Below are 22,921 nucleotides of genomic sequence, written 5' to 3'. Positions count from 1 at the left end.
TCCGGAGTGGAACTCTCTACGGCGTTCAAGCTGCTGGGTGCCATCGCCAAGCCCGCGACCGAGAAGCTCAAGCGCTCGCAACGGCGCGATCCTCGATTAGCGGTGCTTTGACAAAGGTTTCTAGCGTGGGTCCATGACGGCGGTGAAAGGTCTCCTCGAAGCACTCGTGCTCGTGGTGATCGCGGCGGTGGTCGCCGCGGTCGCCGCTGGTATCTGGGTCGCGGCCGGCGACGGCACGTTCGTCTCGCGGCTCGGGATCTGTCTTGTCGCCGCCGGGGCGCTGGTCGCGCTGACCGGCGGGCTCGGTTTGACCAAGATGGGCGGCGCGGACACGTTCGCCTGGTTCGGGCACGCACCGGAGCGCGAGACCGTCGATGATGGTCGGGTCCTGACGGGCATCGGCATCTTCCTGTTCGTCACCATCCCGCTCGTCGTCCTCGGCGGCTTCTTCGCGACGCTGTAGAAAATCAGACCGCCACTGCTAGGAGCCGCCTGATGCCCGCTGTCCACGTTCCCGCCGGCGATGCGTTCCGGACGCCCAGCGGGGTCGTCCTGCCGACGGACATCGACCCGTTTCACCGGCGGCTGCACCGGATCGCGCCCGCCGGGCTGGTCGACCAGACCTCGCAGACGTCCGGTATGAAGCGGCGGGAGGCGATCAGCGGCAACCCGGACCCCGACACCGAGGCGGTCGTGGTGATCGCCCGCACCACGCAGGAGGCCATCGTGGTCAACCTCGACGGCCTCGACTGGTCCGAGGTCACCCGCGACTTGGCGTCCTGAACGGCGGCGTTACGCCGGCTCTCCGGTGGCAAAGGCCTGAGCCTGGCACCACAGCCGAACTCCCGCCTCCGCCACGTCCGGGTGATCCTGGTCGATGCTGCCGTCGCCCAGTCGGGGCGCATGCATGAGCGCCGAGGCCACGTCCGGAGCGAAGCGCGAGTACGCCGCGACATCCAGCCGGACATGCTCGCCGCGCCGCCACTCCTGGACCTTCCCGTCGGTCAGGAGGGCGTAGCCGGAGATGCCGGCCAGCAGCACCGCGTCCAAGCCACAAACGACAGCCGCGAACCAGTGATGGTTGATGGCGCCCCACACCGCCACGCCGCTCGACACGACCGCCAAGGCGAACACCGCGCCCATGACGTCGGCCACCCAGCGCGGCCACTCCCACGTATCGCGCTCCACAGGGATGGGTCAGCCGCCCTCGCGAATGCGGAACACCACCGCGGTTCCGTCATCCCATGCCTCGACGCGTACCTCGCCCACCTGCGGCATGAGCGCCACCCTCCAGCGACCGGCCCCTAAATCATCCTGGACAGGCCCGTCAAGCCACGCTCCAGCTCGCTCACCTATTCCAGGATGGAGATTCGAGCTACCGCGACGTCCGCGGTGCTCCGGACCGCTGCTCCCGCGGCCTCACCCTCCGCGCTACACACCCCAACCCGGGCGCCGTTTCGCCAGAGATCGTGGTATTTAGCTGTTGCTATAGAGCCTGGCGCGTAATTGGCGGTGCGCTGTTCGTCAAGTCCGCCAGCTTGGTCGTTGCGGTCGGATCGAAGTAGATCTAGAACGTTTAGGGTCGATATAGCACACAAGACGTTCTAGATCTACATTCGCAAAAGAATATATGGGGCAAACCCGGCAACCGATGGTGCCTGCGCGTCGATGCCAGGCGAATTCCAGCCGCTCGCGGCGGGATTGACATCGAGCCTGTGCCCAATTACGCGCCAGGCTCCCTGGCAGCAACAAGTCTTCCCAAAGCCTGGCGAGCCACCCTCGCCACGGAGGGCTCTGGTGATCGTTCGCCCAGAATCCGCGGCCCCGTCGGCGTGTCGTGTAGGAATCGGGCGAACGATCACCAGCGAGATCACCGCTGGCGCGCGACACCAGGCGCACACCCCACCCGCAGTGCCGTCCCGGAGGCCGGAGATCCCCGCCGGAGGCGAAGAAGGGGTAACCGCAACCCCCGAGCCCCACAGAGCCGCAGCGGGACCAGGTGGCAGCAAAATCCCTGATTTTGCTGGCTCAACCTTCGCCGGAAGCAGCAAAATCAGGGATTTTGTCGGGATCTTGACCGGTAGCCGCGCGCCGAAGGCGCGCGTAGCGCGCTCCCGGCGCTCAAGGTGTGTTGGGTGTGGAGCGCGGAGGGTGAGGCCGCGGGAGCAGCGGTCCGGACCACCGCGGACGTCGCGGTAGCTCAATGAATCTGGATCTAGTCGACTTTCTGTCGTCGGGGCGGCGGGAAGTCGACTAGGGCCTGTTTCAAAGGATTGTCGAGGCGAGCCGGGATCCAGGCGGCGATCCGGCAAGTCGGGCGCAAGGTCGCATACCGGTGTTGTATGCGGCCTTACGCCCGGCGCCGCCGGTCGTCGTCTGGACCCGGCGCAGCCCGGCAAGGATCTTGAAACAGGCGCTAGATCCAGGAGCCGGGTGGGCGGCGGGCTAGCGGCGGGCGGGGACGTCGCCGTAGTCGCCGGCTACGGCGGCCAGCTCGGCGCTCGGGGATGTGTCCAGATCGGACAGTGGGCGTTCGTGGGCGCGGTCGTGCTTGTAGGCGAGGCCGTGGATGAGGGCGATCGCGGCCGCCACCGCGCCGCCTACCGCGACCACGACGAAGGACAGCGTGTACCCGTCCAGGCTTGGTGCGCTCGTGCCCTCGATCACGTGGCTGGTCAGCAGTGAGGCCGTCACCGCGCCGGAGATGCTGCCGCCGACGGTGCGGACCAGCGTGTTGATGCCGCTGGCGATGCCGCTCTGGCTCATCGGCACGTGCTGTACGGCCAGCGTGCCCAGCGCCGCGTACCCGATGCCGATGCCGGCGCCCATCACGCCGCTGTAGATCAGCACGTCGTAGACGTGGCCGTTGGAGATCGTCAGGTAGACGAAGCTCGCCGCGACGAGGAGTGAGCCGATGGCCAGGGTGTACGCGGTGCCGAGGCGCCGCTCGAACCGGCCGGCGAGCGTCGAGAACAGCATCATGCCGAACGTGCTGGGCAGCAGGTACAGGCCGACGTCGAGCACCGAGCCGCTCAGGCCGTACCCGAGCTGGTCTTTCGGGGTCTGCACGAAGTTGGAGATCAGCGTGAAGCCGCCGAACATCGCGAAGCCCAGCAGCAGCGAGGCCAGGTTGGCGGTGAGCGAGCGGGGGCCGACGAGCAGGCTCATGCGTACCAGCGGCTCGCGCACCCGCAGCTCGACGAGCACCCACACCGCGCAGAGCACCACCGCAGCGGCGAAGAGGCCGACCGTGCGGCCGGAGCCCCAGCCCCACGACCCGCCCTCGCTGATCCCCAGCAGGAGGCTGACCAGCCACACCGCGAGCAGGAGCGCGCCGAGCACGTCCGGGCGGCCACCGGTGCGGGTGCCGAGGTCCGGCGTGAAGGCGGCGATCAGGATCAGGCCGAGCACGGCGGCGGCGGTGCCGATCCAGAAGATCGGGCGGTAGCTCTCGGTGTGCTGCGCGATCACGCCGGTGATCAGCATGCCGACCGTGCCGCCGACGCCCATGGTGGCGGAGACGATGCCGATCGCGGACATCACCCGCTCGCGCGGGAACGCGTCCCGGATCGTGCCGATCGCGAGCGGGATCATCGCCGCGGAGACGCCCTGCAGCGCCCGGCCGGCGATCAGCGTGCCGAGCGAGGTGGAGAGCGCGCAGACGATCGAGCCGGCGATGAGCGTCACCATCGCCGCAATGATCATCTTCTTCTTGCCGTACATGTCGCCGAAGCGCGACAGCAGCGGCGTCGCCACCGCGCCGGCCAGCAGCGTCGCGGTGAACACCCAGGTCACCTCGGTGACCGAGGCGTCGAGCTCGTGCATCAGCCGGGGCAGCAGCGGCAGTACGAGGGTCTGCTGCAACGAGACGACGAGTCCGGCGATGGCCAGCGCCATCAGCGTGAGCCCACCCGAGGCGGCCCGTGTTTGATCTTTCGGCACGTGCCGACGATAGTTGCTTAAGTTAAGTAACGCCACGGTAGGCTTTGTCACATGCCGGCTGACGTACGCGCCCAGATCCCCTCCGACATCGTCGAGATCGAGCGCGCCCTCTCCCGGATCAGCCACCTGTTGAACAGGGCCCGCCAGCACCACCAGATCGCGGTCGAGGCGGGCGTCTCGGTCGACCGGGCGGCCGTGCCGATCCTGCGCCTGCTCCACGACGCGGGGCCGCAGCGCTCCGGCGACATCGCCGCCCGGCTCGCCGTCGAGGCACCCCATGTCACCCGGCAGGTGCAGCGCCTCGAAAGCGTCGGCTACGTCGAGCGGGTGCCCGACCCGGCCGACCGCCGGGCGTACCGCGTCCGCCTCACCACCGCCGGCCGCGACGCGGTCGAGCGCGTCCTCGGCGTGGGCTGCCAGTCGATCCAGCACGCCCTGTCGGCCTGGGACCCGGGCGAGCGGGAGCAGCTCGCCACGCTCTTCAACCGCATGGTCGACGACTTCGTACGGGTCGCCGTCGAGCGCGGCATCCTGCCCAAGTAGCCGCCAGCCCGGTTAGGCGCGGGCGTCGCGGGCAATCCGGCGCATGCGCGTCGCCTACCTTGCCGGGCGGGCCGTGCTCACCGGGCTCGTACGGCGGCTGCCGCTCGCCGCGGTCCCGCCGCTGCGCCGGTACTCGCCCGTGCGCCGCGCGGTGCGGTGGGGTGGAGTGCCCCGCGCGGTACACACGTTCGCGCTGCCAGACAACCCGGAGCTGCGGTTCGTCAACGCGGACTCGCAGGTGACGCAGCAGCTGTACTGGGGCGGCGAGCGGGGCTGGGAGCCCGAGCTGCTGCCCTGGTGGCGGTACGCCTGCCGGCGCGCGGCGAAGGTGGTCGAGCTGGGCAGCAACGTCGGCTACTACGCGGTGCAGGGCGGTCGGGCCGCACCGGGCGCCCGGTACCTGGCGGTGGAGCCGCACCCGACCTCGGCCCGCACCTGCCGCGAAAACCTGGCCCTCAACGGCATCACCTCGGTCGAGGTGCTCGCCGCCGCCGCGACCGCCGACCCGGCCCAGCCGTACATCGACCTCGTCGTGCCGTGGGAGCAGCAGGGTACGCCGACCGTGGCCTTCATGGCCCGGGGCTCCGAGCTGCCCGCGTCGATGGCGGACCGCCGGGCCACCACGGTCCGCGTACCGGCGGTGGACGTGCGGTCGCTGCTCGACGGCGTCGACGTGCTGAAGGTCGACGTCGAGGGCCAGGAGCACGCGCTGCTCGCCGCGAGCTGGGCGCCGCTGCGCGAACACCGACCCACCATCTTCGTCGAGGTACTCCCCGGCACGCCGCAGCTGCGTGCGCTGCTGGCGCGGCTCTGCGTCGAGCTGGGGTACCGGTGCTTCATCCCGCGCCCGGACCGCCTCGTGCCGCTGTCTCCGGGGCGGCTGCCGACCGTGGACGTCCAGGGCGAGCAGGGCACCAACGACCTCATCCTCCGCGCCGGCTAGCCGGCTCAGGCTTCCGCGCGCACCTCGCGGGGTTCCTTGTCGGTGCGCAGGCCACGCCAGGACGGGTGGCGGAGGCGGCCCTCGGGGCTGAGCGTGCGGTACGCGACGTCGCCCACGAGGCGGGGCTCGACCCAGGTGGCGTCCCGGGCGTCCGGGCGGGGCACCGGGCCGTCGAAGGGCGGGTCGTGGCGGTGCAGCGGGGCGAGCCGCTTGCCGAGGTCGGCGAGCATCTTGTTGGTGAAGCCGGTGCCGACCTTGCCGATGTAGACGAGCCGGTCCGCGTTGTCGTACGCGCCGAGCAGCAGTGAGCCGATGGCGCCCGAGCGGCGGCCCTCGCCCGCCTTCCAGCCGCAGACGACGACCTCGGTGGTGGCGTTGCGCGGGGTCTTGATCCACAGGCGGGAGCGGAGGCCGGGCTGGTACGGCGAGTCCAGGCGCTTGGCGACCACGCCTTCGAGGCCCTGCTCGGCGGCGGCCGCCATCAGGTCGCCGCCGCGGTCGTCGGTCCAGTACGGCGGGGTGCGCACCGGGTCGTCCTGGAGCGCCAGGCCGTCGAGCAGCTCGCGGCGCTCCCGGTACGGCTGCTTGACCGTCGACCGCTCGCCCAGGTGGAGCACGTCGAACGCGTACAGGTGGACCGGCACCCGCCGCAGCAGCGTGGGCGCCGGCTCGCGGACGTGCATCCGCTGCTGGAGGCGGCTGAAGTTCGGCGCGCCCGCCTCGTCCAGCGCCACGATCTCGCCGTCCAGCACCACCGGGCCGGGCGGCAGCAGCTTCGGCAGGCCGCGCAGCTCGGGATAGCTGTCGGCGATCTCGCGGTCGTTGCGGGACAGCACACGTACCTCGCCGCGCTCGACGTAGACGATCGCGCGGACCCCGTCCCACTTGAACTCGTACGACCACCCGCCGCCGCTCGGCAGCTCGCCCAGCGTCGCCAGCATCGGGCGCAGCAGCGGGAGCGACCCGACCTCCATGATCAGACGATCGCACCCCGGCGGGCCGAGGTCAGGCGAACGGCTCCTCCGGCCGCTCCAGTGGGGTGCGGAGCCGCGCGACGGTACCGGACGGGCCGCTCTCGATCCGCATCTCGCTCGTCATCCGCTGGGCGATCCAGAGCCCCAGGCCGCCGTCGGCGGACGGTGCCGGGCGGGCGCGCGGCTCCAGGTACGGCTCGGCGGCGAACCCCAGGCCACGGTCGCGCACCTCGCAGTACAGGTCGCCGTCGCGCCACACGAGCAGCTCGCCGGAGCCGCCGCCGTGGCGGAGCGCGTTGCCCATCAGCTCGTTGACCGCGATCACCCAGTCATACGCCTCGTCGGGCGTCAGACCGCACCGGCGAGCGACCGCCTCGAGCCGGTGGCGGACCGAGGGCAGCTCGCCCTCCGCGAACGAGGTCTCGAGCAGCGGCTCGGCGGGACGGGTGAGGCGGTCGTCCGGATGCCGCCCTACCGTCACGACCTCTCCTAACCCCGTACCGACCCATGAACGTCAAAAATGTACCCGGCGAAAGTGTGCCAAACCCGGAACCTGGACCGCGCGGGTGCGTCCAAGAACCGAGTGCGTTCCAATAGCGTGGCATCGATCGAATAGCCGGGGAGGAATGATGCTCATGCCCGCCCGCCGAGAATACGCTGTCCCCACCGTGGCGGTACTACTCGCCGTCCTCGTCGCCGCTGCCGGCTGCGGCAGCGACGCGAGCGACCCGCCGGCACCGGACAGCTCACCCAAGGAGAGCGCGACCGTGGAGCCCGTCCCCACCACCGACCTCACCGCGCTGGTGTGCGGCGCGACCTTCACCCCGCCGACCGGCGGTGGCCTCTACCTGAGCGGGCGGTTCCCCGCGTCCACCCCGGCCAGCGGGCCGGCGGTGACTGGCGCCGTCGAGGTCAACAGCCCGCGCGCGGTCAGCGGCGTGGTCGCACCCAGCGCCGAGGTCTTCCTGGTACGGGACGGGCGCATCGCCACGGTTCCGCTGCCCCAGGACACGGCCGGCAAGAAGCTCGACCTCAAGCCCAGCCAGCCGCACGAGCTGCCGGGCGACGCCGCGCTCGTCTCCTGCGCGGCGGGCGGCGAGCCGCTCGCGCCGGGCACCTACCAGATGTACGCACGGGTGGTCTTCACCCCTGACTCGGGGACGCCGGTCGAATCGTTCGGCGGGCCGTGGCCCATCGACGTGACATAAGGGCTCACAAAAAAGCAAATATGCATTGAAGACAAGCGATACACGCGAAGATTTGTCACGCCGCCTGCGGGTCCACGTGGATTTTTGGGCCACGGGCGGCGTGGGCGGGCCGCTTTCCGGCGAGCACCGGTCCCACCCCGTCGAGCCCGACGGTCGCGGCGACGAGCGGCCGGGGGTCGACGGCCCCGCTCGCGTACGCGGCGATCGTGGCGTCCAGCGCCGGCGAGGCGGAGAGGATGCCGACCGCGGTGACGTCCTTGAGCACTAGCGCGCGGGTGTCGACCTGGCTCGGCTCGCCGGACAGTCCGATGTAGGCCACCCGCCCGCCCGGCTCGACAAGGTCGAGGGCGAGCGCGGGCAGGCGGACCGCGTTCGTGGCGTCGACGACCGCGTCGAAGGGCAGGTCGGGCAGCGTCGCCTCGGTCCACGCCTGGTCGAAGCCGAGCCCTCGGACGAAGTCCAGCGCCGGCTCCGAGGGGCCCAGCAGGTGTACCTCGGCACCGGCCGCGCGGAGGAAGAGCGCCGCGAGCGACCCGATCGTGCCGGGGCCGAGCACGAGCACCCGCTCCCCCGGACCCACGTTCGCGGCCTGCGCGACCCGGAGGGCGTTGCCACCCGGCTCGACGAGCGCGCCGAGCTCGGCGTCGACACTGTCTGGCAGTACCCGCAGCGACGAGGCGGGCACCGCCAGCCGCTCGGCCAGCGCGCCGGCCCGCCCGCCCCGGATGCCGACCTCCTGCCGCGCCGCGCACAGGTGCTGTCGCCCGCGCCGGCAGCGGTGGCAGGTACCGTCGCCGAGCATCGTGTCACCGGTGACCCGCCGGCCGAGCCAGCTCTGGGGTACCCCATCGCCGGTCGCGCGGACCGTGCCGGCCCACTCGTGGCCGAGGCGCATCGGGTAGGCGGCGTGCCCCTGCCGCAGGTACGCCATGTCGCCGGTGAAGAACTCCACGTCGGTACCGCACACGCCGACCCGCTCGACGTCGACCACCACCTCGCCCGGCGCCGGCTCCGGGGGCGGCACGTCGTCCACTGTGTACTGCCCCGGCCCGGTCAGGATGAACGCCCGCACCGTCCGATCATGGCAGAGCGGGGCGGCCGGGCCGCCCCACGAGCACTCCACCAAGAAGTCGTTTGGGTGTACCGTCCGATCCGCGACAGTCCGGCGACTTCCCCTCGCCGACCACGCACCATCGGGCCGGAACCCAAGATCTTCAGTGGGAGTGGGAATGAGCAGTGGCGGCGTACTAGGCGTCGTGGGTGGGCTCGTCTGCTTGCTGGCGGTGATCGTCCTCGTGTGGGGCCTCTCGGGTTACAACCGGCTGGTCCGGCAGCGCAACCAGGTACAGGGGTCGTGGGCGCAGATCGACGTGCAGCTCAAGCGCCGCCACGACCTGATCCCCAACCTGGTCGAGACCGTCAGGGGGTACGCCGCACACGAGCGGGGCACGCTCGACGCGGTGGTGGCCGCCCGTGGCAACGCGGTGATGGCGGCGACCCAGGGCCCGGGGCGGGCGGCCGGGCGGCCGCCGAGAACATGCTGACCCAGACACTCGGCCGGCTGTTCGCGGTCGCCGAGGCGTACCCGGACCTCAAGGCGAACCACAACTTCGCCGCGTTGCAGGCCGAGCTGGCCAACACCGAGGACAAGATCGCGTACGCGCGGCAGTTCTACAACAGCGCGGTGCAGACGTTCAACACGAGCGTGCAGACGCTGCCCATCAACGTGATCGCCGGCCTCGGTGGCTTCCGCGCCATGGACTTCTTCCAAGCCGACGGCGGCGAGCGCGGCCCGGTCCAGGTTCGCTTCTAGCCACGATGGACGAGCGGGCACTGCTCGACCTGGCGGTCAGCGGCATCGCCATCGGCTGCTGGTTCCTCGCGTACGGACTGGCCCGGCTGGTCACCCGGCCGGCCAGCCCGCCGCCACAGCCGGCCACCCCGGACCTCGGCACCGAGCCGCCGGCCGTGGTGAGCCTGCTGGTCAACCGCTGGACGACCACCGAGGACGCGGCCGAGTCGACGCTGCTGGACCTCGCCGCGCGGCGCTTCATCGAGCTGCGCCAGCCGGGCAACGAGCCGATGCAGACCACAGTGCACCTGCCGGCGGCGGCACCGGACGAGAGCGGGCTACGGCCGTACGAGCGTCGGGTGCTCAGCCGCGTCCAGGGGCTCGCGGTCGGCGGCGTGGTACCGCTGACCGCGCTCACCTTCCGCGACCAGGCGCAGGCCAAGACGTGGAACAAGCGGCTGCGCGCCGAGGTCGTCGCGGAGGCCCGCGCGGCCGGCCTGTCCCGCCGCCGCTTCGGCCGAGGCGTGGCCGCGGTACTTGTCGCGCTCGCGGCGCTCGCCGCGGCCGCGGCCGGCGCCGCCGCCTACCACTACGGCTCGTGGAGCGCCTCGGAGGACAACCCGGGCGTCGCGGCCGGGATTGTCACGTTCCTGCTGCTCAGCGGGATCGCCGGCCTCTCCCCGGCGAGCGGGACACCCCGCTCGGCCGGCAGGTGGCCGCCCGCTGGCTCGGCGTACGCGACTGGCTGCGCGGGCACGAGGAGTTCGCCAACCTGCCGCCGGCTTCGGTCGTGGTGTGGGACCGGTACCTCGGCTACGGCGCGGCGGTCGGCGCGACCCACCTCACCAGCGCCGTCCTCGACCTGGGCATGGGCAACCGCGAGCTGGTCTGGTCGTCGTTCGGCGGTACGTGGCACCGCGTGCGGGTCAGGTATCCCCGCGTCTGGTCCCGCTACGGCCGTACCCCGGCGAAGCTCATCCTCCGCGCGGTGATCGCGATCGTCGTGGGCGGTGTCCTGCTGCGGTTCGCGCCCGGCGGCCTGGACTCCCTGCCCGACATCGACGGCAGCGGCCGCCAGCTCCCCGACGCGGTGACGAGCGCGGTCCTCGCGGTCGGCGTCCTGCTCATCGTCAGCGGCCTCTACCGGCTCGCCCGTACCCTCGTCGACCTCGCCACCGAACGCACGATCACCGGTGAGGTGCTGTGGCTGGAGGTCTGGCTCTCCACCAGCAACGACAGCGACAGCTCCACGCCCTGGCTGCACTACCTGGCGGTGGACGACGGCACCGACGACCGCACCACCGCGTGGGGGCTGCCCAGCGAGTGGGCCAACCGCTGCCACGACGGCGACACCGTGACGATCCGGGTACGCCCCTGGACCCGCCGGGTGGTCGACATCACCGTCGTCGGGCACGGCCAGGCCCGCGAGCTTGTCGAGCCGCCCACCGGTGACATCGCCGCCCCGGCCCGCCCCGCGCTTTCGGCCGACCTTCTCACGGTCGACGAGGTGGCGCGGGCGCTGGGCCGGCCGGTGCGGGCCGGCGACTCGATGGCGCTTGGTGGGGTGCTCGGCGGCGCGCAGTTTCTCTCCGCCGACCGTGGCAAGCCGCTGCTGCTCGTGCAGGCGCTCACCGGTACGCCGGCCAGGTGGGCGTGGCGGGCCAACTCGCGCGGCCAGGCACTGCCCGGCATCGGCGACGGCGCGTACGCCTCCGGCGACCGGGCGGCCCTCCGCGTCGGCGAGACCACCGTCGTGTTCACGCTGATGGGCGAGGCCCGCGACCGGCAGGCCTACCTGCCCTGGCTCGCCGCCCAGTGCGCCGCCCGCCTCGCCGCCCACCACAGCTAGTTACATTTTCCCCGGTCCGCGTCAGTCATAGACCGTATGCTCCCGCGGGCACCGCGCAGGTCGGCGGCTCGCTGGCGCTCGCCGAGATCCCCGACCTCCGCTGCACGGTCCGCGGCCCAAGCCCAACCCCCTGGGTTCCTGAGAGATCGTGGTATCCAACTGCCCCTCCAGGGGCAAGTAAGTACCACGATCTGCCAGGCGGCGTCCTGGCGTAGCGTCGATCAAGGCAAACCGAGCGCCCTTTGGGCGCCAACCGCGAAGGGTGAGGCCGCGGGAGCGACGGTCCGGACCACCACGGACATCGCGGTAGCCCAATCTCCTTGATTTTGGACCTTTATCCGCGACAAGACGCCGAGGCTACCCCAACTCCAAAGCTCTCTAGAGGTTTTGGCCGCCGGATACCTCGATGTCCTGGCCGGTGATCCAGCGGCCGTCCTCGGCGAGGAGGGTGGCGATGACCATGCCGACGTCGTCGGGCTCGCCGATCCGTCCGAGTGCGAAGGTGCGTGCCAGGTCCGGCTCGATCTCTGGGTGCCGTCCGAGGATGTTGTCGGCGAAGCGGGTGCGGGTGGCGCCGGGAGCCACGGAGTTGACGCGGATGCCGCGTGTGCTCAGCTCCTTGGCCATGTAGCGGGTGAGCACGGTCACCGCGCCCTTCAACGAGGCGTAGACCGACCACCCGGGGCCGGTCACGTTCGGCCGGTTGGCGTTGCTGGTGATGTTGACGATCGCGCCGCCGTCGGCGATCAGCGGCAGCAGCGTCTGGGTGAGGAAGAAGGGGCCCTTGAAGAGGGCGTGGGTCTGCTTGTCGAAGGACTCCTCGGTGGTCTGGCCGATCATCGACATCTCCCCGAAGCCCGCGTTGTTGACGAGGCTGTCGAAGGTGTCGCGCTGCCAGGTACCGCTCAGCGTTTCGGCCAGGGCGTCGCGGAACGCGGGAAAGCCGGCCGTATCGCCGAGGTCCAGCCGCAGTGCCACGGCGGTGCCGCCCTCCTTCTCGATCTCGGCGACGGCCTCCTCGGCACTGAGCTGGTTGGAGTTGTAGGTGAGGACGACACCGGCGCCCCGCTTGGCGATCTGGATCGCCGCGCTCCGGCCGATACCGGAGCTGGCGCCCGTGACCACAGCAATTTTCACGATCTGCCTCCTGTGATGGGGAACTGGGCGAGCGGCTTCGAGCCTTTCCGGCCTGGCGCTACCCAGCCAGGTCACGCCCGCGCGTACGCCCGGCGTGCCTACCACTGGCAGGGACAGGTTCGCCGGCGTACGGCGGGGGATACTCGATCGCATGGAGCAGCGGCGGTCGGACCTCGGCGAGTTCCTGCGCACCCGCCGCGCCCGCCTGAAGCCGGAGGATGTCGGCCTGCCCGACTACGGCCGGCAGCGCCGGGTGCCGGGGCTGCGCCGGGAGGAGCTGTCCCACCTGGCCGGAGTGTCGGTGGCGTACTACACGCGGCTGGAGCAGGGCGACGGGCGCAACGTCTCGGCCGAGGTGCTCGAGTCGATCGCCCGCGCGCTGCGGCTGACCGAGTCCGAGCACGCGCACCTGATGCGCCTGGCCAAGCCGAAGGCGCCCGGGCCGAAGCCGGCCGCCCGGACCCAGCAGGCACGCCTCGGCCTGCTGCGGCTGCTCGACGCGATCGACGTCATCCCGGCGTACGTCATCGGGCGGCGCGCGGAGCTGCTGGCCTGGAACCGCCTGGCCGCGGCGCTCTTCGGCGACTGGTCGCGGCTGCCGGCGCCGGAACGCAACTGGGCACGGCTGATCTTCCTGTCGCCCGACCGCTACCGCGAGCTCTTCGTGGACTGGGAGCAGAAGCAGATCGACGCCGTCTCCGCGCTGCGCCTGGAGGCCGGCCGCTACCCCAACGACCGCGGCCTGTCCGCGCTGGTGGGCGAGCTGTCCGTGAAGAACGCGGACTTCCGCCGACTGTGGGCCACCCACGACGTCAAGGAGAAGCAGCGCGGCCTCCAGCGCCTACGCCACCCACTGGTCGGTGAGCTGTCGCTGCGGTTCGAGTCGTTCCGGCCGGCCGGCGACGCCGACCAGTCCCTGATCACCTTCCACGCCGAGCCGTCCACGCCGTCGGAGGACGCGCTGCGCCTGCTCGCGAACTGGGGCCTCGACGCGATCCGCGCCGGCACCGCGAACTGACCCGGGCGGGCTCACTCACGGACCGGCTCGGGCCTGGGTATGTGGGCCAGGAGTCCCGCCCAGCGTCGGACCTCAAGCACGCTTTAAGTCAAGCGCTAGCCCGCGCGAGGTGATGACGGCAGGCCGCTTTCACCGATCTGGTCCGGAGGTGCAGGGCCGCACCCACAATGCCGGGTATGCGAGGTAGGTACTTGGCGGTCGGTCTCGCGATCATCCTGCTCGTGCCCGCGTGCACCGACGACGATCGCAAGAACCCGGCCAGCCCGGTGACGGCGAGCCCCACGCAGGCGCGGCCGACCACCCTGACCGTCGCGGCGGCGGGTGACCTCTTCGTGCAGCCGGCGCTCGTCGCGCAGGCGCGGGCCGACGCGCGGGACAAGTCCGGGTACGACTTCCGGCAGATCATGGCGGCGATCGTGCCGCCGATCCGGGCCGCGGACCTCGCGGTGTGCCATGTCGAGCAGCCGCTCGGGCCGGAGCGCGGGCCGTTCACCGGCTACCCGATCTTCAACGCACCGGTGCAGCTCGCCGACGCCGCGGCCGCGACCGGCTTCGACACATGTTCCACGGCCTCCAACCACACGCTCGACTACGGGCCCGACGGCGTCACCCGCACCCTCGACAACCTCGACCGGGTCGGCCTGCGGCACACCGGCTCGGCCCGTACGGCCAAGGAGGCGGGCACGCCCAACGTCTTCGACGTGCGCGGTGTCCAGGTGGCGCACCTGTCGTACACGTTCAGCTTCAACGGCATCGACCGCCCGAGCGGCAAGGCATGGATCGCGAACCTGATCGACCCGAAGGCCATCCTGGCCGAGGCGAAACGGGCCCGGAACGCCGGCGCGGAGATCGTCATCGCGTCCCTGCACTGGGGTACCGAGTACCAGAACGCGGCCGACGTCGGCCAGGTCGGGCTCGCCAACCAACTGCTGGCCAGCCCGGACGTCGACCTGATCATCGGGATGCACGCCCACGTGGTGCAGCCGTTCGAGAAGATCGGCGACAAGTGGGTGGCCTACGGCCTGGGCAACCTGCTGGTCCGCTTCGAGGACGGCTCGCCGGAGAACACCGCCGACTCGGCGGTACCCACCTTCACCTTCGCCGAGGTGGCGCCCGGAAATGGAAGGTCACCGGCGTCGAGGTGCGGCCGATCTTCATGGACTACCAGCCGAAGGCCCGCCTCGTCGATCTCACCACGGCCCGCAGCGGCGGCGGCGCCCGCGCGGCCGACTACGCCCGCATCCACAAGCGCATCGGCGGGTACGTGACCATGCGCGGCGCCGCCTCCGACGGCCTCCGGATCAGCGACGGTCCCGCCGCGACACCGGCCGCCGCGACGAGCCCCGCACGGTAACGGTGGCCCCCGTTGGACACGGCGTTCTAAGGTGTTCGCCGTGAGCGACGACATCGCCGCGGCGAAGGCTAGCCTCGGCTTCATGACGACCTTGCGCGGTGAGCGGGTGACGCTGCGGCTGGCTGCCTCGGCTGACATCGACGCGATCGTCGAGATCCGTTCCTCGCCCGAGGTGCGCCGGTGGTGGGGCGACGAGGAGGACTACCGGGCCGCCGTCCTGGAGGAGATCTCCCAGACGTACGCGATCGTGCTGGACGGTGAGGTCGTCGGCGCCATCCAGTGGTACGAGAACGACGATCCGCAGTACCGCCACGCGGGCCTGGACATCTACCTGCACCCGGACCGGACCGGCCAGGGGCTCGGCACGGACGCGGTGCGCACGCTCGCCCGCCACCTGATCCGCGACCGGAGCCACCACCGGCTGGTGATCGACCCGGCCGCGGACAACGAGCCGGCCATCCGGGCGTACCGGAAGGTGGGTTTCAAGCCGGTCGGCCTGATGCGGGCGTACGAGCGCGGCCAGGACGGCACCTTCCACGACGGCCTGCTGATGGACCTGCTGGCCGGCGAGCTCACCTGACGGCGGGCCGGCCGGAAGGCACGACGGGCGCGTCCACCCAGACCACCTCGCGGACCGGCGCCCACCGCTGCCGGTAGAGCCCGCGGAGCACGCCGAGCGCGAGGATCGAGCCGAGCAGGACAAGCAGGAACGCGCCGACGAGCGACAGCTTCGCCACGTCCGAACCTTCGTCGTCGATCACCCGGTCGGCTTGCGACAGCAGCACGAGGGCCGGCGCGATCAGGACCGCCGGGACCAGCAGCCAGCCGAACGCGTACGTCCGGAGGACCTCAGCCGCGCGCAGCCGCGACTCGCCCTCGATCCGGTACCGCGCGGTGGCGCCGAGCCACGTCTCGCGCGGGCGATCCTCGCTCAGATAGCACCGGGACAGCGGCACGATCGGCAGGCCGAAGGCGACGAACCAGCACGTGGCGAAGCGGCGGCCGGTCGCGTCCGGTCGGGTGAAGCCCTTCAGCTCCCGCCCGAATCCGTTGCGGCTCGACGTCGGGCGCGGGTGAGCGGTCAGCCACACAGCGTCGGGCATGGCCGCATCGTATCCACGCCGGCCGAGATCGCGACCGATACGCACGGCAACCGTCCCCTATCTGACAGCAGCGACCTACCTAGGGGCGCGGGAGCGTGCGGCGGGATGCGAGGCTGTCCGTCATGAGAGCCGCCGACGCCCCGACCCACCAGCGGTGGGCTCCGGTGTGGATAGTCGCGGTCGTCGGTGTCGCGTACGGGCTCGGCTCGGGCTCCGCGTGGCTGCTGTTCCACGCGTCGGACGTGGGCGCGGTGTTCTTCCCGCCGGCGGGCGTGACGCTCGGCGCGCTGCTGCTGGCCCGGCGCGAGCACTGGGTGTACGTGCTCGGGGCGGCCGCCGCGGTCGAGCTGGGCATCAACCTCTCGCAGGGGCTGGCGGTCGGCGCGGCCGCCGGGTTCATGCTCACCAACACCGTCGAGCCGCTGGTCGGCGCGACGCTGGTGCGGCACTTCCTGCCCGGCCGGATCGACCTGACCCGGGTCCGCGACGCCGGCGTGTACCTGACCTGCGCGGTGGGACTGGGCCCACTGGCCGGCGCGCTGATCGGGGCGACCACGACCGCGTGGACGGCGGGCGCCGGGTGGTGGACCGCGCTCGGGCAGTTCTGGGCCGGCGACGGGCTCGCCGTACTCACGCTGGGCTCGGCGGTGGTCGGGCTCGGCACCCTGCGCGCGCCGCTGCCGGCACGGCGGCTGTGGCGGGCCGCGCTGGTGCTGACCGCCACCGCGCTACTGACCGCGATCGGCTTCTGGCCGCAGGACGTCCCACTGATGTACCTGCCGGTGCCGCTGCTGCTGGCGGCCGGGTTCGGCGGGCGGATCGCGACGGTCGGCGCGGCCGGCTTCGTGATGGCGTTCGTGGCCAACCTCCAGAGCGCGGCCGGCCGAGGGCCGTGGGCGGTGCTCGCCGAGCATCCCGACGTGGAGGCGGCCACGCTCCAGGTGTACCTGGCGTTCGTGGTGGTGGGCGCGTGGGTGCTGGCGATCGCGGTGGCCGAGCGCGACCGGGCGCGGGCGCAGTCCCGCCGCGAGGTGGCCGCCCGGCGGCGGCTGGAGACGCTCCAAGAGGTGACCGCGGGCCTGGCCGGCGCGGCGACCGCCGAGCAGGTGGTCCGCGTGCTCGTCGAGAAGGGCGTGGGCGTGGTCGCCGACCACGGGTACGTGACTCTGCTCGACCGTGACGGCGTCAACCTGCGGATCTGGCCGACCAGCACGGTGCCGCCGGCGACGATGGCGCGCTTCGCCGAGGTGCGGCTCGGCGACCTCGCCCGACTCCCGGTGCTCGACGTGGTGCAGCGCGGGCAGCCGGTCACGCTCGGTTCGCTGGCCGAGATCGCCGACCGGTACCCGGCGGTCATGGACTCGGGCGCGGAGGTCGCCACCCGAGGCGTCCACGTGGTGCCGGTCCGGGTGGCCGAGCGGACGCTCGGCGCGCTGGCGTTCGTGTACCACCAGGACGGCGCGGTCACCCCGGAGGTCGCCTCGCTCGCCCAGACAATCGCCGACCTGGCCGGGCAGGCGGTCGACCGGGCCGAGCGGCACGAGGCGGAGTACACGGCGGCGCACGAGCTTCAGCGCTCGCTGCTGCCGCGGATCTCCGATCATCTGCCGGGGTACGGGCGCGGGCCGCGTACCAGCCGGCCGAGCGGGGCAACGACGTCGGCGGCGACTGGTACGACGTGTTCGAGCTGCCCGGCAGCCGGGTCGCGATCGCGGTCGGCGACGTGGTGGGACACGGCCTGACCGCCGCGGCCGCGATGGGCCGGCTCCATCTGCTGCTCCGCTCGACCGCGCTGGCCGGGGCGTCGCCCGCCGAGGTGCTGGAGAGCCTCGACACCGCGTCGCTGGCGATCGCGGGCGCCGCGTACGCGACTGTCGGTTACGCCGAGTACGACCCGATCGAGCGGACGCTCAGGTACGCCAGCGCCGGACACCTGCCGCCGCTGCTCGCCGTCGGCGACACCGTCACGTACCTGAACGACGGCCGCTCGCCGCCGCTCCAGCTCGCCACCCGGGCCCGCCCCGAGGCCGCGATGGCGGTCCCGGAGGGTGCGATGCTGGTCTGGTACTCGGACGGGCTCCTGGAGCGCCGCGACGAGGTGATCGACGTGGGGCTGGACCGGCTCGCCAAGGCCGCCGAGACGTTGCGCGGCGCCGACCCGCAGGAGTGGTGCGACCAGATCGTATTCGCCATGACCGGCGGGGCGGCCACCACCGACGACGTGGTGGTGACCTGCCTGCTGCTCGGCGGGATCGCCGCGCCCACGGACGAGTCCGGCGTGCTGCGCATCACGCTCAACTCGGTCAAGGACCTGCCGCCCACCCGCCGGGCGCTGCGGGCCTGGTCGGTGACGCACGAGCTCTCCGCCGACCAGACCGACGCGCTGCTCATGGCGGCGAACGAGGCGCTCATCAACTCGCTGGAGCACGCGTACCACGGCCGACCGGCCGGTCCGGTGACGCTGACCGCGATGCGCGGCCAGCGCCGGGAGATCCGCGTCGAGGTCGACGACCGCGGCCGGTGGCGGGCCAGCTCCACGGACGGCGAACGCGGCCGCGGGCTCGACCTGATCAACCAGATGGCCCGCCGGGTCGTGGTCAACCTCAGCCGCCACGGCACCCGTGTCACCATCACCGTGCCCGAGTCGTAGATACCCCACCGGGGGTACGCGGGGTGTCCCCGTGAGGGCGACGATTCCGGCGCCGGGCGCTCGTAGCTTTCGCGGGCATGAGAGAGGTTCTTCGGCAGGCGTGGCAGGCGGTCCGCCCGCTGACCGCGCAGCAGCGGTTTCTGGCCCGGTGCGGGGCGCTGCTGGTGGCGTCCGGCGCGGTACACGCGGTGGTGGCCATTGTGGACTGGTCGACCTGGTGGGGTCCGGTGACCTGGCGCAAGCCGGTGGTGTTCGCGCTGTCGTTCGGCGTCCTCGCGTGGAGCGCGGTGTGGGTGCTGCGCCAGCTCCCGGCGAGCCGCTTCGGGTGGCTGCCCGCCGGCCTCGTCGGCGGCGGCGCGGTCGCCGAGGTCGGCATGATCACGACGCAGCGGTGGCGGGGGCAGCCGTCGCACTTCAACCCGAACCCGGGCGTCGACTCGGCCATCTGGTCCGCGATGGCGCAGGTGGTGCTCCTCGTCGCGCTCGGGGTCGGGCTGCTGCTGATCTGGTCGCTGCTGCGTTTCGAAGGCCCGCCGGCGGCCCGCGTCGCGGTGCTCGTGGGCCTGGTCGGGATCCAGGTGACCGGCTACATCGGCTTCGACATGGCGGCCACGGGTGAGGCGGTCGTCGTGGCCACCGGCGACGTGCCGGAGTCGGTGCGGTTCGGCGCGGAGGGCAGTGCCAAGCTCGCGCACGCGCTCGGCCTGCACGGCCTACAGGTCCTCGCCGCGCTGGCGATCGGGTTGGGGCTGCGCCCGCCCGCGGCGCGTACCCAGGTCGGGTTGATGGTCCTGGCCTCCGCCGGCTACGCGGCGGTGTTCGCGTCGGTCGCTTTCACCGCGTACGCCGGGCGGCCCTGGACCTCGCCCACCGCGGCGATGGCCCTGCTCGCGCTGGCCGGGCTGGCCACGCTGCTGGCGGTATCCGGGGTTGTGGCGCGGTGGCTGCTGCCGGTCGTTGGGCGGCGGCCGGCCGTCGTGATGAGGTAGGCGCATGCACCGGCTGGCCGCGCTCGTCTCGTGGGTCAACGGCCTGCCCCCGCGGGCCGTCGACACCGCGCTGGCCGCTGTCGCGGTGGCGCTCGTCGCGACCGAGCGACTGACCAGTACGCCGTCGCTCGGCGCGCGGCTGCCCGGTGCGCTGGCGCTGGCGGTGGTGCTCGGCGGCAGCCTCGCCTTCCGGCGCCGGGCGCCCGTGGTCGCGTTCGCGGTCGGGACCGCCGCGCTCGCCGCCGACGCGCTCTGGCTCGACCCCGCGACGCTCTCCCCGGCGATCAACCTCGTCGGCCTGTACTCGGTCGGTCGCGAGGCAAGCCCGCGGCGGTCGCTGTGGGGGCCGATGATCATGCTGCCCGGCATCGCCGCCTACTTCGTCGGCGAGGGGCCGCCGCAGGCGGTCGTGCCGGCCAGCGTCGTGTTCATCTGGCTGCTGGTCTGGGGTGCCGGCTACGCCGGCGCGCGGCGGCGCGAGCGGCAGGAGAGCGAGCGGCGCCTGCTGCGCCGGACCGCGGTCACCGACGAGCGCGCCCGCATCGCCCGCGAGCTGCACGACCTGCTTGGCCACACGATGAGCGTGATGCTGGTACAGACCGGTGCCGCCCGCGTGGTCCTCGACGGCGACCCGGCGAAGGCCCGCGAGATCCTCGGCGGCGTCGAGCGCACCGGGCGGGAGGCGCTCGACGAGCTCGACCGGGTGCTGGGGGTGCTGCGCCGGGACGAGGACGCCGACCTGCGCCCCGGGCTCGACGCGCTGCCCCGGCTGGTGCGGCGGACCGAGGATGCCGGCATGCGGGTGCGCGTCCGGGTCGAGCCCGAGCGGCCGGAGCTGCCCGGCACCCTCGACCTGTCGGTGTACCGGATCGTGCAGGAGGCGCTGACCAACGCGTTCCGCCACGGCCGCGCCGCCTCGGCCACCGTCGCCGTACGGTGCGGCGGGCAGCGCGTCGAGGTAGAGGTGGAGGACGACGGGCGGGGCCCCCGGCCTGGGTACCAGCTCGGGCGGGGGCTGCTGGGGATCGCCGAGCGGGTGGCACTCTTCGGGGCACGGTCGAGCACGGCCGCGGCGGCATGGGCGGGTTCCGGCTCCGCGCGGTGCTCCCGCTGCCCTCGGGCGGTGAGGCGGCGTGACGATCCGGGTGGTGCTCGCGGACGACGACGCGCTCATGCGGGCCGGTCTCACGGTCGTACTCGACAACGCCGGCGGGGTCGAGGTGGTCGGCGAGGCGGGCGACGGCCTGCGGGCGGTCGAGGTGTGCCGCCAGCTGACGCCCGACCTGGTGCTCATGGACGTACGCATGCCGGGTGTCGACGGCATCGAGGCCACCCGGCGCATCGTCGCGGCCGGACTGCCGAGCCGGGTGCTGGTGCTGACCACGTTCCGGCACGACGAGTACGTGTGGGGTGCGCTCCGCGCCGGCGCCAGTGGCTTCCTGCTCAAGCGCGCCTCGCCGGAGCGGCTTGTCGACGCGGTACGCACGGTGGCGGGCGGCGAGGCGCTGCTCGACCCGGCGGTCACCCGCGACCTGGTCGAGCACTTCGTGCTGTCGCCGGGCGCCTCCGCTGTCGACGGCGACGAGGCACGGCGGGTCGCGGTGCTCACCCAGCGCGAGATCCAGGTGCTCCGCCTTGTCGCGGAAGGGCTCTCCAACGCGGAGATCGCCGACCTGCTCGTCATCGCCGAGTCGACGGCCAAGACCCACGTCAAGCGCATCCTCGCGAAGATCGGCGCCCGCGACCGCGCCCAGGCGGTGGTGCTCGCCTACCGGGCCGGGCTCATGGCGGCGGGCGGCCGCTGACGGGTCAGGCCACCGCTTGTTCCGCGGTGCTCGGCGCCACCCGGGCCGGGCCGCGGGTGACGAGCACGACGTCGCACTCCGCGCGCTCGGCGTCGACCCCGCCGCGGATCAGTCGGTGGAGGGATACACCCTCGTGGTCGGTCAGGTCGCGGGCGTCGACGAGCAGCCGCCGGGGAGCGAGCCCGTCGACCGTCGCCCTCAGCACCCGCCGCAGGCGCCGGGCGGCCGGCCCGTCCAGGTCCCCCTCCAGCGCGAGCCAGGCGACGTTGCCGTTCCGGTCGTAGCTGAAGGTGAAACTGAACCCGGTCATGGCCACCGTCCCGCGCTGATCTTTTCCTTTGGGGGAAAAGGCGTCCGCGACGTCCGCCGCGTTACACCCGGGTGGACCTACGCCGTCAAGGCCGCGACGAGCCGGTCAACGAGCTCGGCTCGGGGCCGCCAGGGAAAGCCGGGCGTCGCCGGCACCAGCACGAGCATGCCGTGTAGCGCCGCCCAGAACGCCTGCGCGTCGCGCACCGCGTCCGCGCCCGGCCGGTCTAGCCCGGCGAACGCCTCCACAAGTGTGGTGAACGCGCGGATTCCGGCCGCGTACTCGTGCGGCGGCTCCACCCGGTTGCCGGCCACCCGTTCGAAGAGGATCCGGTAGTCGCCGGGGTGCTCCTCGGCGAAGCGCACGTAGGCGGCGGACACCGCGCGTAGCCGCTCGATGCCCGGCGGAGCGGCGGCCGAGGCCGCGCGGCATGCGTCGCCCAGGCGCTCGAAGTTGCGCTCGACCAGCGCGTCGAGGATCGCGTCGCGGTCGGCGAAGTGCGGGTAGATCGAGGGCGCCGCGATCCCCGCCTCGCGGGCGATCGCCCGCAGCGTCACGGTGTCGGCCGGCGACGAGACGAGCAGCCGGGCCGCCGCCTGGAGGATCTCCTCGCGGAGGCGGCCGCCCTCGCCCCGCCTGTTGAGCTGCCTGGCGCTCGGTTTCATGTGAGTTCCCTCGCTCGCGACTCTAGGACTAACACTCGTTAGGCGTTCATGCTACCGTTCACCTAACAGATGTTAGCCGTCTCGGATGTCAGTCGTCCCGGTCGAAGGAGCGTTCGCCATGAAGGTCAGCCACGCCGTCCCGCTACAGGTGCCCATCGAGTCCGTAAACCTGGAGGAGTGGATCTTCTCCCTGAGCGACGAGGACTACCAGGCAGCGTCGCCGGCCCACCGCGCCGCCAGCGTGACCAGCTCGAACGGGGTGCGCGGCACGATCAACGTGGAGTCGATCGGCGGCACCCTGATCATCCAGCACTACCGCGAGGTCGCCGCCGGGGCTCGGGGCTTCGAGCTGCTCTCTCCCCGCAGCCGCGGCTACCTCTTCCACCTCATCCCGATCCCGGCCGAGGTGCGGTGGACGATGACCGCCGCCCCGCGCGGCGCCAACGAGTCGGAGCTGCGCTGCGTCGTGGAGTTCAACCTCTCCCCCGTCCTGCGCCTGCTGTCGCTGACGATCGCGACCGGCTGGTTCGTGCGCCGGCACGTCGTCGGCGAGACGTACGGCTTCGCCCGGGACATCGAGCGCAAGTACGCCGCCCGCACCCAAAATCCGGAGGAGCGGTCGCGGTCGCGCGGCTAGCA

25 protein-coding genes and 1 pseudogene are annotated in these 22,921 nt (G+C 72.3%); 17 read left to right on the top strand and 9 right to left on the bottom strand.

Annotation, left to right across the window (positions count from 1 at the left end; translation table 11 throughout):
- The first annotated feature begins 133 nt into the window (after positions 1–133).
- The gene (locus tag Pflav_RS10425) at positions 134–463 is read left to right on the top strand and encodes a hypothetical protein (RefSeq protein WP_173035751.1); all 330 of its coding nucleotides are present in this window, start codon (positions 134–136) and stop codon (positions 461–463) included.
- 32 nt (positions 464–495) lie between these two features.
- The gene (locus Pflav_RS10420) at positions 496–783 is read left to right on the top strand and encodes a cupin domain-containing protein (RefSeq protein WP_173035749.1); all 288 of its coding nucleotides are present in this window, start codon (positions 496–498) and stop codon (positions 781–783) included.
- A gap of 9 nt (positions 784–792) precedes the next feature.
- On the opposite strand, the gene Pflav_RS10415 is transcribed toward Pflav_RS10420, so the two are convergent.
- Positions 793–1,188, bottom strand: coding sequence for a hypothetical protein (locus tag Pflav_RS10415; protein ID WP_173035747.1), 396 nt, complete (start codon positions 1,186–1,188; stop codon positions 793–795).
- A gap of 1,257 nt (positions 1,189–2,445) precedes the next feature.
- Positions 2,446–3,942, bottom strand: a complete 1,497-nt coding sequence (locus Pflav_RS10410; RefSeq protein WP_197938299.1) for an MFS transporter — start codon at positions 3,940–3,942, stop codon at positions 2,446–2,448.
- Positions 3,943–3,993: 51 nt separating this feature from the next.
- Here Pflav_RS10410 and Pflav_RS10405 point away from each other — a divergent pair, with 51 nt between their 5' ends.
- Positions 3,994–4,485: a MarR family winged helix-turn-helix transcriptional regulator gene (locus tag Pflav_RS10405; RefSeq protein WP_173035745.1), complete on the top strand. Its 492-nt coding sequence runs from the start codon at positions 3,994–3,996 to the stop codon at positions 4,483–4,485.
- A 43-nt stretch (positions 4,486–4,528) separates the two neighbouring features.
- Positions 4,529–5,428: an FkbM family methyltransferase gene (locus Pflav_RS10400; RefSeq protein WP_173035743.1), complete on the top strand. Its 900-nt coding sequence runs from the start codon at positions 4,529–4,531 to the stop codon at positions 5,426–5,428.
- Positions 5,429–5,433: 5 nt separating this feature from the next.
- Here the strand turns inward: Pflav_RS10400 and ligD are convergent, their stop codons facing one another.
- Positions 5,434–6,402: a non-homologous end-joining DNA ligase gene (gene ligD / locus Pflav_RS10395; protein ID WP_232071221.1), complete on the bottom strand. Its 969-nt coding sequence runs from the start codon at positions 6,400–6,402 to the stop codon at positions 5,434–5,436.
- A gap of 31 nt (positions 6,403–6,433) precedes the next feature.
- Positions 6,434–6,883 (bottom strand): ATP-binding protein, encoded by a 450-nt coding sequence (locus Pflav_RS10390; RefSeq protein ID WP_173035741.1) that lies wholly within the window; start codon positions 6,881–6,883, stop codon positions 6,434–6,436.
- A 187-nt stretch (positions 6,884–7,070) separates the two neighbouring features.
- Here Pflav_RS10390 and Pflav_RS10385 point away from each other — a divergent pair, with 187 nt between their 5' ends.
- The gene (locus Pflav_RS10385; protein WP_173035739.1) at positions 7,071–7,610 is read left to right on the top strand and encodes a hypothetical protein; all 540 of its coding nucleotides are present in this window, start codon (positions 7,071–7,073) and stop codon (positions 7,608–7,610) included.
- Between the two features lie 55 nt (positions 7,611–7,665).
- Here the strand turns inward: Pflav_RS10385 and Pflav_RS10380 are convergent, their stop codons facing one another.
- Entirely contained in the window at positions 7,666–8,682 is a 1,017-nt protein-coding gene (locus Pflav_RS10380) for a zinc-dependent alcohol dehydrogenase (RefSeq protein ID WP_173035737.1), read from the bottom strand.
- 157 nt (positions 8,683–8,839) lie between these two features.
- On the opposite strand from Pflav_RS10380, the gene Pflav_RS47305 reads away from it, so the two are divergent.
- From Pflav_RS47305 to Pflav_RS47895, 3 genes are all read left to right on the top strand, one after another.
- On the top strand, positions 8,840–9,154 hold the full coding sequence (locus tag Pflav_RS47305; protein WP_269474486.1) for a LemA family protein: 315 nt from the start codon (positions 8,840–8,842) through the stop codon (positions 9,152–9,154).
- Positions 9,148–9,423, top strand: coding sequence for a LemA family protein (locus Pflav_RS47300; RefSeq protein WP_269474485.1), 276 nt, complete (start codon positions 9,148–9,150; stop codon positions 9,421–9,423). The genes Pflav_RS47305 and Pflav_RS47300 overlap by 7 nt, the downstream gene beginning before the upstream one ends.
- A 769-nt stretch (positions 9,424–10,192) precedes the next feature.
- Entirely contained in the window at positions 10,193–11,251 is a 1,059-nt protein-coding gene (locus tag Pflav_RS47895) for a hypothetical protein (RefSeq protein ID WP_332107746.1), read from the top strand.
- A gap of 378 nt (positions 11,252–11,629) precedes the next feature.
- On the opposite strand, the gene Pflav_RS10360 is transcribed toward Pflav_RS47895, so the two are convergent.
- The gene (locus Pflav_RS10360) at positions 11,630–12,388 is read right to left on the bottom strand and encodes an SDR family NAD(P)-dependent oxidoreductase (protein WP_173035731.1); all 759 of its coding nucleotides are present in this window, start codon (positions 12,386–12,388) and stop codon (positions 11,630–11,632) included.
- Between the two features lie 151 nt (positions 12,389–12,539).
- Here Pflav_RS10360 and Pflav_RS10355 point away from each other — a divergent pair, with 151 nt between their 5' ends.
- The 3 genes from Pflav_RS10355 to Pflav_RS10345 all read left to right on the top strand — a co-directional run bounded on the left by Pflav_RS10355 (position 12,540) and on the right by Pflav_RS10345 (position 15,340).
- Positions 12,540–13,406: a helix-turn-helix domain-containing protein gene (locus Pflav_RS10355; RefSeq protein ID WP_173035729.1), complete on the top strand. Its 867-nt coding sequence runs from the start codon at positions 12,540–12,542 to the stop codon at positions 13,404–13,406.
- 176 nt (positions 13,407–13,582) lie between these two features.
- Positions 13,583–14,674 carry a CapA family protein gene (locus tag Pflav_RS10350; RefSeq protein ID WP_173035727.1) on the top strand — a complete coding sequence of 364 codons (1,092 nt, stop codon included), beginning with the start codon at positions 13,583–13,585 and terminating at the stop codon, positions 14,672–14,674.
- A 168-nt stretch (positions 14,675–14,842) separates the two neighbouring features.
- Positions 14,843–15,340: a GNAT family N-acetyltransferase gene (locus Pflav_RS10345; protein WP_173042343.1), complete on the top strand. Its 498-nt coding sequence runs from the start codon at positions 14,843–14,845 to the stop codon at positions 15,338–15,340.
- On the opposite strand, the gene Pflav_RS10340 is transcribed toward Pflav_RS10345, so the two are convergent.
- Entirely contained in the window at positions 15,333–15,863 is a 531-nt protein-coding gene (locus tag Pflav_RS10340) for a hypothetical protein (protein ID WP_173035725.1), read from the bottom strand. The genes Pflav_RS10345 and Pflav_RS10340 overlap by 8 nt on opposite strands.
- A gap of 122 nt (positions 15,864–15,985) precedes the next feature.
- Between Pflav_RS10340 and Pflav_RS10335 the strand changes: the two genes are divergently transcribed.
- The 5 genes and pseudogenes from Pflav_RS10335 to Pflav_RS10315 all read left to right on the top strand — a co-directional run bounded on the left by Pflav_RS10335 (position 15,986) and on the right by Pflav_RS10315 (position 21,307).
- Positions 15,986–17,605: an MASE1 domain-containing protein gene (locus Pflav_RS10335; protein WP_173035722.1), complete on the top strand. Its 1,620-nt coding sequence runs from the start codon at positions 15,986–15,988 to the stop codon at positions 17,603–17,605.
- Positions 17,542–18,513 (top strand): ATP-binding SpoIIE family protein phosphatase, encoded by a 972-nt coding sequence (locus tag Pflav_RS10330; protein ID WP_173035720.1) that lies wholly within the window; start codon positions 17,542–17,544, stop codon positions 18,511–18,513. Before Pflav_RS10335 ends, Pflav_RS10330 begins: the two co-directional genes overlap by 64 nt.
- A 77-nt stretch (positions 18,514–18,590) precedes the next feature.
- The gene (locus tag Pflav_RS10325; RefSeq protein ID WP_173035718.1) at positions 18,591–19,502 is read left to right on the top strand and encodes a hypothetical protein; all 912 of its coding nucleotides are present in this window, start codon (positions 18,591–18,593) and stop codon (positions 19,500–19,502) included.
- Positions 19,503–19,506: 4 nt separating this feature from the next.
- Positions 19,507–20,436 (top strand): annotated as a pseudogene (locus Pflav_RS48620) (sensor histidine kinase); the annotation flags it as partial.
- Positions 20,437–20,635: 199 nt separating this feature from the next.
- A complete protein-coding gene (locus Pflav_RS10315; protein WP_173035716.1) occupies positions 20,636–21,307 on the top strand; it encodes a response regulator in 672 nt (223 codons plus the stop codon).
- A gap of 4 nt (positions 21,308–21,311) precedes the next feature.
- Here Pflav_RS10315 and Pflav_RS10310 read toward each other — a convergent pair whose 3' ends face one another.
- Together Pflav_RS10310 and Pflav_RS10305 are read right to left on the bottom strand one after the other, a co-directional pair.
- Positions 21,312–21,617 (bottom strand): hypothetical protein, encoded by a 306-nt coding sequence (locus Pflav_RS10310; protein ID WP_173035714.1) that lies wholly within the window; start codon positions 21,615–21,617, stop codon positions 21,312–21,314.
- 77 nt (positions 21,618–21,694) lie between these two features.
- Positions 21,695–22,282, bottom strand: a complete 588-nt coding sequence (locus Pflav_RS10305) for a TetR/AcrR family transcriptional regulator (protein WP_173035712.1) — start codon at positions 22,280–22,282, stop codon at positions 21,695–21,697.
- Between the two features lie 118 nt (positions 22,283–22,400).
- Here Pflav_RS10305 and Pflav_RS10300 point away from each other — a divergent pair, with 118 nt between their 5' ends.
- The gene (locus Pflav_RS10300) at positions 22,401–22,919 is read left to right on the top strand and encodes a hypothetical protein (RefSeq protein WP_173035710.1); all 519 of its coding nucleotides are present in this window, start codon (positions 22,401–22,403) and stop codon (positions 22,917–22,919) included.
- Positions 22,920–22,921: the final 2 nt, after the last annotated feature.

Origin of the sequence: Phytohabitans flavus, from assembly GCF_011764545.1 — a bacterium.
GTDB lineage: Bacteria > Actinomycetota > Actinomycetes > Mycobacteriales > Micromonosporaceae > Phytohabitans > Phytohabitans flavus.
This window is presented reverse-complemented; position numbering and strand designations above follow the sequence as displayed.

Coding starts and splice junctions, on each gene's coding strand:
- Pflav_RS10325 (WP_173035718.1), top strand. CDS start 18,591: ATGAGAGAGGTTCTTCGGCAGGCGTGGCAGGCGGTCCGCCCGCTGACC.
- Pflav_RS10335 (WP_173035722.1), top strand. CDS start 15,986: ATGAGAGCCGCCGACGCCCCGACCCACCAGCGGTGGGCTCCGGTGTGG.
- Pflav_RS47305 (WP_269474486.1), top strand. CDS start 8,840: ATGAGCAGTGGCGGCGTACTAGGCGTCGTGGGTGGGCTCGTCTGCTTG.
- Pflav_RS10305 (WP_173035712.1), bottom strand. CDS start 22,282: ATGAAACCGAGCGCCAGGCAGCTCAACAGGCGGGGCGAGGGCGGCCGC.
- Pflav_RS10345 (WP_173042343.1), top strand. CDS start 14,843: ATGACGACCTTGCGCGGTGAGCGGGTGACGCTGCGGCTGGCTGCCTCG.
- Pflav_RS47300 (WP_269474485.1), top strand. CDS start 9,148: ATGCTGACCCAGACACTCGGCCGGCTGTTCGCGGTCGCCGAGGCGTAC.
- ligD (WP_232071221.1), bottom strand. CDS start 6,402: ATGGAGGTCGGGTCGCTCCCGCTGCTGCGCCCGATGCTGGCGACGCTG.
- Pflav_RS10310 (WP_173035714.1), bottom strand. CDS start 21,617: ATGACCGGGTTCAGTTTCACCTTCAGCTACGACCGGAACGGCAACGTC.
- Pflav_RS10350 (WP_173035727.1), top strand. CDS start 13,583: ATGCGAGGTAGGTACTTGGCGGTCGGTCTCGCGATCATCCTGCTCGTG.
- Pflav_RS10300 (WP_173035710.1), top strand. CDS start 22,401: ATGAAGGTCAGCCACGCCGTCCCGCTACAGGTGCCCATCGAGTCCGTA.
- Pflav_RS10405 (WP_173035745.1), top strand. CDS start 3,994: ATGCCGGCTGACGTACGCGCCCAGATCCCCTCCGACATCGTCGAGATC.
- Pflav_RS10400 (WP_173035743.1), top strand. CDS start 4,529: ATGCGCGTCGCCTACCTTGCCGGGCGGGCCGTGCTCACCGGGCTCGTA.
- Pflav_RS10355 (WP_173035729.1), top strand. CDS start 12,540: ATGGAGCAGCGGCGGTCGGACCTCGGCGAGTTCCTGCGCACCCGCCGC.
- Pflav_RS10425 (WP_173035751.1), top strand. CDS start 134: ATGACGGCGGTGAAAGGTCTCCTCGAAGCACTCGTGCTCGTGGTGATC.
- Pflav_RS10420 (WP_173035749.1), top strand. CDS start 496: ATGCCCGCTGTCCACGTTCCCGCCGGCGATGCGTTCCGGACGCCCAGC.
- Pflav_RS10340 (WP_173035725.1), bottom strand. CDS start 15,863: ATGCCCGACGCTGTGTGGCTGACCGCTCACCCGCGCCCGACGTCGAGC.